The sequence below is a fragment of the Paenibacillus shunpengii genome (assembly GCF_042684905.1).
GTDB lineage: Bacteria > Bacillota > Bacilli > Paenibacillales > Paenibacillaceae > Paenibacillus > Paenibacillus shunpengii.
In genome coordinates, this window is sequence record NZ_JBHUMJ010000002.1 from 157,686 (window position 1) to 169,036 (window position 11,351).

General features: G+C 41.6%; 8 protein-coding genes. 7 read left to right on the forward strand and 1 reads right to left on the reverse strand.

Annotated elements, in window-relative coordinates:
* Positions 1 to 737 precede the first annotated feature (737 nt).
* The gene (locus ACFSVM_RS00695; RefSeq protein ID WP_379259859.1) at positions 738 to 1,136 is read left to right on the forward strand and encodes an Imm7 family immunity protein; all 399 of its coding nucleotides are present in this window, start codon (positions 738 to 740) and stop codon (positions 1,134 to 1,136) included.
* 200 nt (positions 1,137 to 1,336) lie between these two features.
* Here the strand turns inward: ACFSVM_RS00695 and ACFSVM_RS00700 are convergent, their stop codons facing one another.
* Positions 1,337 to 1,420, reverse strand: coding sequence for a putative holin-like toxin (locus ACFSVM_RS00700; RefSeq protein ID WP_370510365.1), 84 nt, complete (start codon positions 1,418 to 1,420; stop codon positions 1,337 to 1,339).
* A 778-nt stretch (positions 1,421 to 2,198) separates the two neighbouring features.
* Here ACFSVM_RS00700 and ACFSVM_RS00705 point away from each other — a divergent pair.
* From ACFSVM_RS00705 to ACFSVM_RS00730, 6 genes are all read left to right on the forward strand, one after another.
* The gene (locus ACFSVM_RS00705; protein ID WP_379259862.1) at positions 2,199 to 3,152 is read left to right on the forward strand and encodes a helix-turn-helix transcriptional regulator; all 954 of its coding nucleotides are present in this window, start codon (positions 2,199 to 2,201) and stop codon (positions 3,150 to 3,152) included.
* A 145-nt stretch (positions 3,153 to 3,297) separates the two neighbouring features.
* Positions 3,298 to 3,891: a nuclease-related domain-containing protein gene (locus ACFSVM_RS00710; protein WP_379262822.1), complete on the forward strand. Its 594-nt coding sequence runs from the start codon at positions 3,298 to 3,300 to the stop codon at positions 3,889 to 3,891.
* 98 nt (positions 3,892 to 3,989) lie between these two features.
* Positions 3,990 to 5,948 carry a DNA/RNA helicase domain-containing protein gene (locus tag ACFSVM_RS00715; protein ID WP_379259864.1) on the forward strand — a complete coding sequence of 653 codons (1,959 nt, stop codon included), beginning with the start codon at positions 3,990 to 3,992 and terminating at the stop codon, positions 5,946 to 5,948.
* 86 nt (positions 5,949 to 6,034) lie between these two features.
* Positions 6,035 to 8,248, forward strand: coding sequence for an MrcB family domain-containing protein (locus ACFSVM_RS00720; protein ID WP_379259866.1), 2,214 nt, complete (start codon positions 6,035 to 6,037; stop codon positions 8,246 to 8,248).
* Positions 8,220 to 10,631 (forward strand): DUF2357 domain-containing protein, encoded by a 2,412-nt coding sequence (locus ACFSVM_RS00725; RefSeq protein WP_379259868.1) that lies wholly within the window; start codon positions 8,220 to 8,222, stop codon positions 10,629 to 10,631. The genes ACFSVM_RS00720 and ACFSVM_RS00725 overlap by 29 nt, the downstream gene beginning before the upstream one ends.
* A 230-nt stretch (positions 10,632 to 10,861) precedes the next feature.
* The gene (locus ACFSVM_RS00730; protein ID WP_379259870.1) at positions 10,862 to 11,245 is read left to right on the forward strand and encodes a (deoxy)nucleoside triphosphate pyrophosphohydrolase; all 384 of its coding nucleotides are present in this window, start codon (positions 10,862 to 10,864) and stop codon (positions 11,243 to 11,245) included.
* The last annotated feature ends 106 nt before the right edge of the window (positions 11,246 to 11,351 follow it).

Sequence of the window (11,351 nt, forward strand, 5' to 3'; positions counted from 1 at the left end):
ATCTGAAAAGGAGAAGTGCATGAGCCTCACCTCCTCTCTGGAGGAAGACTCACCCACCTAGGCGTACTGTACAAACCATATTATACCATATGATCTGATGGATCAGTGCATTTTGTGGTCTTCAATCGGTAGGATGTAACCCGTAAGAAATTGCCTGTATAATCCAATTATGTTATCATAACAATAGAAATAAGGACGGTTCGCGGCCGTCCTCAGTACAATAGCTTGGTGGATACTCCTCCGAGTAAAGCTAGAGCGGAAGAAGTGACCCAGGTGGCGAAACCTAAGGGGTCACTTCTTTTTTGAGTCGATGTATGTCAGTAACGCTATGATCAAGCCAGCGAACAATAACATATCGGCAAAAGAGAAGTGCATGAGCCTCACCTCCTCTCCGGAGGAAGACCCGCCCACCTAGGCGTATTGTACAACCCCTATTATAGCTCGGCCCTGAGAAATCAGGGCTTTTTTCTTGTCATTTATTTTAAGGGTCAGGAATCTATCTGATTAAAATTATTTCCTGTTCGTGAAGGAATTAAGACGGATTATCCATTATATAGAAAAGGAAGATCGTCTGATTCTCGTTCTTCTAGATCATTACTGCTGGAAAAACAGCGTATTTTCATTTTGAAGGTAAGCCAAATGATCGTGTAATTAGACAACTTAATGAATATGCTGAAAGATACAATGTTAAAATCATTATAGATACAGAGCCTTTGAAATAGAAAGGAAGATTCATTATGTATGAGTATCATGGATGGGCTACTATTAGGGAGAGCTCTTCAATTGAAGATGATGAACTAAACCTTGCAATCCTTATTAAGAAGATTCAAGAATATATAAATGAATTGCAGTGGCCTAATGGCGTGCTGGATTTAAGGATTGTTAACGGGGAATATCAACTTTGGATAGCAGGCTTGAATAACCATAAACCTACAGATAAACACCATCCCTTAAAAGTTTTTTCAACGATAGGAACCCTAGCCCCAGGTTCATACGGGATTTTGTATGTAAGAGATAGTGATGATCTCGAATATTATAATGAGTTTAAGGTTCATTCTTTAGTTAGAGGAACTGTTACTGAGCATGCGGATCCGTTTCTTTCACCTGTTATTCCTAAATTAGAGGATAAGACATGATTTAACGAATGACTTCCTTTTTAAAATGATGCTGGAATCACGATCTCTGATTCAAAATTGCCTGTATAATCCAATTATGTTATCATAACAATAGAAATAAGGACGGATGGCGGTCCGTCCTCAGCACAATAGCTTGGTGGGAATTCCTCCGAGTGATGTTTTAAGTCGGAAGAAGTGACCCAGGTGCCAAACCTAAGGGGTCACTTCTTTTTTGAATCGATGTATGTCAGTAGCGCTATGATAAAGCCAGCGAACAATAACATATCGGCAAAAGAGAAGTGCATGAGCCTCACCTCCTCTCTGGAGGAAGACCCGCCCACCTAGGCGTATTGTACAACCCATATTATACCATATAGTCCTGATGAATCAGGGCTTTTTTGTTTTATTTATAGAACGCATGTTTGCTGACAGAATAGTGTCACTTGCCCCAGCCATAATGGAGAGAAATATTGCGATGAAAGAGGAGAGTTCGTTCGATGCGTGAAGAGTTTTTTATTCTGACTAACTTGACAATTATCGTGTGTACACTGGTTAATGTCGTTCTATTTATGAGAGAAGGTAGAGGGTAGGATTCAAGGTGGAATGAAATTATCGTTAATCCTTTAAATATGGCTTTTTCTTTTCTATTAGTCGGGTATACGGTTCTGAATTGTGTGTTTACCATTATGGAATTCTGTTTGGAGGACTATAAGCTTTACATGGATATTCTTATGGCAGTCATTGTCCTTAGCTATCTGATCATGATGTTGAACGAAAGAAAAAGACATAACCAGGAACAAAATGGACGCTGACAAGAGATCAAGCCGACCAGCCAGAGAAGAATGTCGACAAGTTCAACCTCCTACAGGGTGATTTTTTTTCATAATAACGAAGGGATGAATGGAAGAAAATTAGGATCTACACCAAAAATCCATCCTTTTTTTTCATTTAATTGCAAAAATATATGACATATTCCCATATTGTTCTATATAATAGTGAGTATAGTTCTGAAGTATGAACTATAAATGAATCTTTTGAATTACGTGGTTTGGATAAATCTATAATGGCTGGGAGTATAGTTCTATGTCTGACAAGTTTTTTCGCTGGTTTAAGATTATACATGCGATTCAAGCCAGGCCGGGTATTACGGCACCAGAGCTGGCTGAGAAATGCGAGTCGAATGAACGAACCATATACCGGGATTTGCGGGCACTGGATACACTGGTTCCTATTACGAATATCGGGTATGGCAAGGGGTATGCTTTTACGGGAAATTTCGCAATGTTTCCATTTAATTGGACCGATGAAGAAGAACTGGTGTTTACGATGCTTCCTTCGTTCGTGGATCAGACCAACCTGCCGCCGGGATTCGACAGTGCTTACGACAAAGTGATGTCCTCCCATTATCGGAAGAAACGAAAAGATGCAGAGCTGCTCCAGAATGTCACGGATATCATCCAGATGGGGTCACCTGCATATAGAGAGAATTCTCCGAATTACTTGCTGCAGGTCATTCAGGCGATTCTGGAGGAAAAAAGGGTTAAGGTGCAATACCATACCCAGAGCCGCAACGAGCTGACAGAACGAGAGATCGCTCCGTATTATCTGGTCCCACGGGATCAGCGCTTTTATCTCATTGGATATTGTCATCAAGCGGAGGAGATCCGCACATTTCGGTTAAGCCGTTTTCGCTCCATGGAGATGACAGAGACACACTTCGACCGCAGAGATTTCAATCTAAAGAGTTATATGAAGAACACATGGTCCATCGAGCGCGGAGAGCAGCAGATCCATTTTAAAGTAAAGTTCTCGGCCGATGTAGCAAGATACATAAAGGAAGAAGAGTTGTTTATTAGTCCGAAGATGAAAGACATGAAAGATGGAAGTCTCTTATTCGAGGTAACGCTCAATCACGATCGAGAGTTTCTAAACTGGCTGAGCCAGTACGGTCCAGATGCCGAGATCCTGGAGCCGGTAAGTTACCGGGACGTGATGAGGGAACGGCTGGAGAAGTGGAGTCGGTTGTACACGAGCTGAGGAGGAGAAGGAAATTCTCAAGCAGATATTAGGCTGGTTTAAGAGTGAGAAGAAGCAAGAAGTTAAGAAGACAGTAGAGAAGGAAGTTAAGAAGGAAAAGAAGAGCACATCAGTAAAAGCAAAGCCGAAAGTAGCCCCCACGCGTATTGGTGAGCTTGGGGAGCACAAGATCAATATTCAGCTGGATCAGCTTCCAAAAGAGTGCAAGTATATCAGCGACTTAATGCTAGTGAATTCCAAGTCGCGCTCTGGATACTCTCAAATCGATCATGTTGTTGTGTCTCCGTATGCTATATTCGTGATTGAAACGAAGAATTATAACGGAGAGATCAAGGGAAAGAAGGAAGACAGGGAATGGAGCGTCAGCAACCGGTTTAAGCTCTACAATCCACTCAGACAGAACTATGGGCATATTAAAGCGATACAAGCACATATTCCGGAATTTAAGGTTCCCTATGTTTCGATGATTTCTTTTACGATGCGTTGTAGATTTAATGTCGATCCGGAGCTGAGGAAGATTCAGTCGAATGAGCTGATTATATATGACGTTGAGCTTTCGGAGTTTATTCAGAGGAAGATTAATAGATTGAGTATGGAAGAAAAGAGACCCGTCCTTTCTGAGACTGAGATTTTAGAAATAGTAGAGAAGCTGAAAGAGTTAAATATAGTAGATCCTAATTTGAGGCAGCAGCATGTAAAAGGGGCAAAGGCTGCTTCCAATAGAAAAGTATTAATTTAATATAGTGTGATCTCAAATTTGCCAAGACATTTGAACATCTAGATGTAGGATAAGCTATAATATAAGCGTATTGTATAGCCCAGGGGGTACGAATAAACTTGATTGTTTATGAAGCTTTGAAGAGCGAATTCTTAACAGATGTTTTTAAAGATAAACTAGTAGATAACTTAATGTCTAATTTCGGTGATAAAGTTGGTGGCATTGGTAAGAATGAGCTTCGTTCATGGGAAAATTCCATGAACTATATGTACCGTCTTCTTAGTGATCCTGAAATTCCTGGAAATGCGGGAGTAGCTATTGAATTTAGAATTCCTTACTCTTCCAAGAGAGTTGATTTTATAATCTCAGGTAGAAGTAAAGCTAGTGAGAATATCGTGATAATTGAACTAAAGCAGTGGGAAAAGGCAGAAAAAGTTGATAACAAAGAGGCTATTGTAAGAACAGCGTTAGGAGGTGGGATAAGAGAGACTGTCCATCCATCCTATCAAGCGTGGTCATATGCAGCCTTGATCAAAGATTATAATTCAAATGTACAGGATGAGAAAATTGAATTGTATCCTTGCGCATATTTGCACAACTACCCCAGCTTAGGGACAGATGATCCAATTAATCATGAAAAATACCAATTCTATATAAAAAAGGCACCTGTTTTTGTTAAAAATGAATCAGAAAGATTACGAAGTTTTATTAAACAATATATTAAGTATGGCGACAATAAATCTAACCTATATAAGGTAGAAAAAGGGAAAATCAGACCATCCAAATCTCTTCAAGATTCTCTTCTGGGAATGCTGAAGGGAAATGATGAGTTTGTCATGATTGATGATCAAAAAGTGATTTTTGAGACAGCAAAGTCACTTGCTAGTGAGGCTATTCGTTCGAATAAAAAACAAGTGCTTATTGTTAAAGGAGGACCTGGAACCGGCAAGTCAGTGTTAGCAATAAATCTTCTAGCCCAACTAACTGCTCAGAACATGGTGTGCCAATATGTAACTAAGAATGCAGCTCCTAGATCAGTTTATGCTAAAAAATTAAAAAGAGATTTCAGAAAGGGACACATAGATAATTTATTTAAAAGCTCCGGAAGCTATATAGAAGCTCCTCCGAACGAAATTGATGTACTAATTGTAGATGAAGCTCACAGACTAAATGAGAAATCCGGAATGTTCAGTAATCTTGGAGAAAACCAAATTAAAGAAATTATTAATGCGGCAAAACTTGCTGTATTTTTTATAGATGAACGGCAGCGTGTTACTCTGAAAGATGCAGGAAGTATTGAAGCTATCCAGCATTTCGCATCTGAATCTAAAGCAGCAATTACAGTAAGGGAACTTGAGTCGCAATTTCGTTGTAATGGATCTGATGGTTATCTTGCCTGGATTGATGATGTATTACAAATTAGAAAAACGGCAAATGCTGATATGATAGACAAGGATTATGACTTTCGAATTTATTCAGATCCGTCCGAGATGAGAGATGAGATTGTAAGACTGAATAGAATAAATAACAAGGCACGACTATTGGCAGGATATTGTTGGAATTGGAATAAGGAAGGAAAATACAATTCAGATATACATGATATTCAGATAGAAGAGCATGGGTTTGGGATGAGCTGGAATCTGGCGAATACGGACAGTTGGGCAATAGATGAGGATTCCGTAAATGAGATCGGCTGTATTCACACATCACAGGGATTAGAATTCGATTACGTTGGTGTCATTATAGGAGACGATATGTTTTGCAAGCAAGGAAGTGTAGAGACTGACTTTACTAAGCGAGCTAAAACGGATAATTCCCTAAAAGGGCTTAAGAAGCTTTATAGAGACAATCCTCAAAAAGCATTGAAATTGGCCGATGAGATTGTTAGAAATACGTATCGTACTTTGCTTACAAGAGGCCAAAAAGGATGTTTTATATTTTGTACAGACAGAGAGCTAGAAAAGTATTTCATCAATCGATTAGCAAACTTAACAAGAAATGACGAATATTTATTAAGCAATTCAAATGCAGTGGCAGCTGAGCAGCCTAATAAGTACAAGCTAAACTCAGAAATTTAAATCATAATTAAAGTAGTTTCCGTGCTTTGGAAGCTGCTTTTATTTCTTTTATACTAAAATTACCTAGTCATTTCACGGAGGTTATCATGCTACCAGAATCACTTTCAACTATATTCCGTTCCAAACAAAAATCATACAAAATGGTCCTTATCCTATCCATCATTGAATTCTATGAAGAAACTCAATCGATCCAAGCTCCATTAGATCAAATAGCTCAAAAGTTCCAGAAATACTTCCAAGACGAAAGCGAGCTAGGAAACATAGTAGATTCACCACCAGAACAACGTGCTTCGGGATGGAATGAATTCACCTTAAGCCAAACCAAATCCCTACTAAAAACACCAATCGATGCCCTATCCTCTGTTCTCACATTCGACCCTGCTAATCAAACCATTACCTTCTCCAATCCAGAGTGGTTCAAGGAGGACACACTTAAGGAGCTTAAAGAATACGCCATGCAAGAGCTAGACAATTACAATAGGAAGCTGGAACTGAATAGAACGACTCCGTCGTCTTTCTCCTTACACGGTGCATTATCGCAGATCATGAACACTTATCTACAAGCGAAAACGGAACCGTTTGCTCAGCACCTGTTGGGTACCTTAGTTAGAAATTCTATACCGAGCCAGTTGAAGCACCTATTATCATTAAATGAGCAATACAAGGTTCAAGGTTCTGTTGGACAGGGGAACTGGGCCACCATTCCTTGGATTGCACTTATGGACAAGCGAATCACGCAGACAACCCAGCAGGGTGAATATATCGTATACCTGTTCTCCGAGGATATGCAGTCAGTGTACCTTACATTCATACAAGGTGTTACTGAACCCTTAAAGCAAGGCAAGCTCAGAGGATACGAGTACCTCAAGCAAAAAACTCAAGAAATCCGTAGCCTTATCCCACTAGACGGACTACATAAGGACGAGGATATTTATCTCATGGAAAAAAGCGGCCTGGGCCGAGATTACCAAGTCTCTACGGTTGCTTATATCAAATACAACAGAGACTCGCTGCCGGAGGATGAAGTACTCCTACAAGACCTTGAGAGCCTCGTGTCTAACTACAAGCAATATGTAGATATCGTGTTACAAAATAGAACAGATGCAACTACTTCAGAGGAGGAGCCAACTCCAGTGACCATCCATGTGCGAGACCAATTGGAACAAGTCAAACAATATATCCACCACAAAGGCTTCCTCTACCCGGATGGTCTCATGGAGAACTTCTATTTGTCCCTCAAGACCAAGCCTTTCGTCATTCTAGCCGGGGTATCAGGAACAGGGAAGACGAAGCTGGTGAAGCTCTTTGCAGAAGCTTTGGGAGCAACAATGGCGAACGGACAGTTCACTTTAATCCCGGTAAGACCAGACTGGAGTGATCCATCGGATCTGTTAGGGTATAAGGATCTTTCGGGTGTGTTTAGACCTGGGCGTTTAACGGAAGTGTTAGTAGAGGCATCTAAACCAGAGAATAAGAACAAGCCGTATTTTATCTGTCTGGATGAGATGAACCTAGCGCGCGTGGAATATTATTTCAGTGATCTGCTGAGTGTAATGGAAACCCAAGAATGGCAGGGAAGTCGAATCGTTACTTCTGCACTCATTGGACCGGAGTCATTAAGAGAGGAAGACCAGTCTCTATATGGTGGCCTGACTCTGCCGGATAATGTGTATGTAATTGGAACGGTCAACATGGACGAGACAACCCATCCTTTTAGCAAAAAGGTGCTGGATCGCGCGAACACGATTGAATTCAACTATATTAATCTAGAGCAATTTCCATCTGATGGAGTAGAGATAGACGACTTTGAATCTTCAAGTACAAATAATGCTTTCTTGCGGAGCGAATATTTGCAGCTAACCGATATGTATAGCGCCTATCCAGAGCTTGTGGGTTCGACGACAGATAAACTGGTGAAGATCAACAACATTTTAGAGGAGATTCATTCACATGTCGGCTTCCGGATTCGGGACTCCATCTGCTTTTACATGGCATATAATCAGCGCTTTGAGCTATTACCAGAGGACAATGCGTTTGATGGACAGCTACTCCAGAAGATCCTGCCTCGCATTCAAGGAAGTAGCTTATCCGTCAAAAAGGTATTGCTCCTCTTAATGCAGGAAGCCATTGGCAAGTCCATTTCTGTTAGGGATCTCTTGGATGACGCTTCTGATTTATATATAAAATATGGCAGTAAGCAGCAGGCCGAGGAAGTGAAGTATCCACAGTCTGCACGGAAGCTTGCCTTCATGATACGGAGGTTAGAGGAAGATGGGTTCACCTCCTATTGGCTTTCTTAATCAGAGTGTAGAGCTGATCCGGATTGAGACGAATCTTTTTAACCTCTATATTCAGGGCAAGCCCTATCATCCGACGGTAGAATCCTTACAGCTTCATCGGGATAATGCTGGAGCTTGGATGGATTCGAACACGCTACAGGTGAGTATCTCTTCTAGTGAACTTGTGGTGGAGAACCTATTTGTTTTTTCGCCTGAGCAGGGACAGCTGGTTCCATGGCAGACGGGAGAGAAGAGCTATCCATTATTCTATGAAACACAGTCATATGAGCTTGTTGTGGAGAAGAAACAAGGAACAGATCTAACGTTCTACCATGACAACTTATATATACGGCAAGCCGTTAAGCCACTCGGGCAATCAATTCTTTCTGGTATTTTGAATTTTCAGAACGAGGTAGGGTTAACCGAGCTTGAGCTTCGTCAGCAGGGGCAGCCTGTATTCCAGCTGCAAATCGAGATCTATCCTTCCAAGATGGATTACAAAAGGGATTACCAAATGATTCTGAGTGACATTAATCGGCAGATATATAATTTATCCTTTGATTTTTTAAGAAAGACCTATCATCTGACAGGGTTAAAGGAGACACGCAATCAGAGTCTAACGGAGTTCTTTACGATATTGCAGCATGTGTTTGATCAGCTAAGACAAGCCGTAGAACGAATTCACATGAGCCCTCATTACAGCCTAGTTAAAGAGCAAAAAATCGTGGATGCAGCTAAGGTTAGGAAGGCGGGGAAAGAAAATATCGCGTTTCTCGCCAAACGTCCGTACCTGTTGACGCATCATGAAGCGCATGGATTTATTCCACACCAGGGGCAGCGTCTGAATCCATCCCATGCACTTGAAACGAAACGCGAGGTTCAATTTGATACAATGGAGAATCGATTTGTGAGATGGGTGCTGATCCGGGTATCGAAGAAGCTGCAGGAGATGAAGAGAAAGCTGAGCGGCTCAGGTAAACTGCAGGACCCCGTACTGGATAAGAAGATTACCTCGATTCAAAATCAGCTGCAGCGTTTATTACAGCTTGATTTCTTGAAGGTTGGTGAGATGAAGCAGCTATCGGTTTCATTAGTACTACAGATGGCGCCGGGATATCGCGAGGTATATCGGAGTTATTTAATGCTAATGAAGGGACTGAGCGTGCAAAGTGATCTATTTCGTTTGTCTATGAAGGATTTAGCCCAGCTATATGAGTATTGGTGCTTCCTGAAGATGAACGAGCTCCTTGGTCAGAAGTATGAGCTATTGAAGCAGGACATGATTAAGGTGAATCGGACGGGCGTGTTTTTTACACTCGACAAATCACAGTCCGCAAGGATGGTGTACCGCAACCCAAGGAATGGCGAAATCTTCACGCTCTATTATAATAGGCTGCCAAGTGGGGACCGGAGTGCGACGTTAGGCCAAAGACCGGATAATGTGCTTACGTTGAAGAAGAACGACTCCACGATGGAGTATAAATATATTTTTGATGCCAAGTACCGGATTGATCCTGCCTATGAAGGCTCCTATTATTATGAGAAGTATAAGCAGCCCGGGCCGGTGGAGGAGGATATTAATACGATGCACCGCTATCGGGATGCGATTGTCTACAGTGAGGGTGGGCAGGAGCTAGAGCGTAGTATGTTTGGTGCTTACGTGCTTTTTCCATATCATGATGAGCAGAATTACCAAGAGCATAAATTCTATAAGAGCATTGAGATGGTCAACGTCGGGGCCTTTCCCTTCTTGCCGAATGCGACGGAGCTGATGGATAAGTTCTTGGAAGAGATTATTATGGATAGCCCGGAAAAAGCATATGAGAGGTCTACGAGACCACGTGGTACACAGGGATACTATAAAAACAAGCTTGCGGGCAAGAATGTACTCGTTGGATCGTTGAGAGAAGTGGCTCAATTAGAGAGTTCGTTAAAGTACAAGTACTATCATTTGCCGCTGAGTAATATCGCAGATCACCGAATACTTACGCAAATTGAATATATAGCAGTATATCAATCCATTGGAAAATTTGCGGACACGGGTGAAACCGGAATTCATTACGTTGGCAAAGTGAAGGATTGGAAAGTGCTGAGAAGAGGGGAGATCAAGGAACGTCCTGCACGACCTGGGACCGAGGATCAGCTGTATGTAAAATTCACGATCGAGGAATGGACGAAGCGAACACAGCCCATTGTATCCGGTGGACTTGGAATATACAGGCTATTGTATACCTCCAAGTACATCTTTGACCGGGCAACCGAAATTGCTGAACTGAGATTGGAAACGGAAGAACAGTTAAGAGAATGGCGGGAGAAGAGACGTCGGGGTAAAGTGAAGGTGGAACTGGATCATACACAGGTGGACTTGGCTCAGCAGGTTAGAGACATTCGGGTGGATGAATAGGCAGGTGAAGCAATGTTAGCTTCCATGGTAAGGAGTTGATCTTTTACTCATAACACCTTGATAGGCATCATGCCTTTCAAGGTGTTTTTTTACTGGGCGGGCCATTATAAGTTGGTAATGAATTTAATAAATGCTAATGGAGATGTAGTATCGGAAGGTAGAGGATTTGGCGAAGAATATTAATGTACCGTAGAATATCATTAGTACTATAATTTAGGACGGTGATCAAGATGATCGAAGTAGCAGCAGCCATAATTGAAGACACGGATGGTCGTATCCTCATCGCACGTCGACGAGAAGGGAAGTCTCAAGCGGGTTTATGGGAATTCCCAGGTGGCAAGATTGAGGTTGGTGAATCACCGGAGGCGTGCTTGGTTAGAGAACTGCAGGAAGAGATGAATATCGAAATTGAGCCGTATGCTTTTTTTGCTGTAAATGAGCATGCTTATGAAACGGTGACGATACGACTTATTGCATATAAGGCAAACATGCGGGGAGGGACGATTGAGTTATCAGATCATGATGAATATAGATGGATCCAAGTAGGAGAGATGGCGGGATATTCATTTGCTCCAGCAGATATCCCTTTTGTCGAGCAATTATCTGCTCATTAATGAAGGTCTTCCGTATGAATCGACATGATTAACGAAAGGACATGGGTACCTTTTCCATAGGGTGATATATAAGTAAAATTATAACTATCTATCAAATGGAGAGGTA

Excerpts from the sequence above, each read along its gene's own strand:
- ACFSVM_RS00695 (WP_379259859.1), top strand. The coding sequence starts at position 738 with ATGTATGAGTATCATGGATGGGCTACTATTAGGGAGAGCTCTTCAATT.
- ACFSVM_RS00700 (WP_370510365.1), bottom strand. The coding sequence starts at position 1,420 with ATGCACTTCTCTTTTGCCGATATGTTATTGTTCGCTGGCTTTATCATA.
- ACFSVM_RS00705 (WP_379259862.1), top strand. The coding sequence starts at position 2,199 with ATGTCTGACAAGTTTTTTCGCTGGTTTAAGATTATACATGCGATTCAA.
- ACFSVM_RS00720 (WP_379259866.1), top strand. The coding sequence starts at position 6,035 with ATGCTACCAGAATCACTTTCAACTATATTCCGTTCCAAACAAAAATCA.
- ACFSVM_RS00725 (WP_379259868.1), top strand. The coding sequence starts at position 8,220 with ATGGGTTCACCTCCTATTGGCTTTCTTAATCAGAGTGTAGAGCTGATC.
- ACFSVM_RS00730 (WP_379259870.1), top strand. The coding sequence starts at position 10,862 with ATGATCGAAGTAGCAGCAGCCATAATTGAAGACACGGATGGTCGTATC.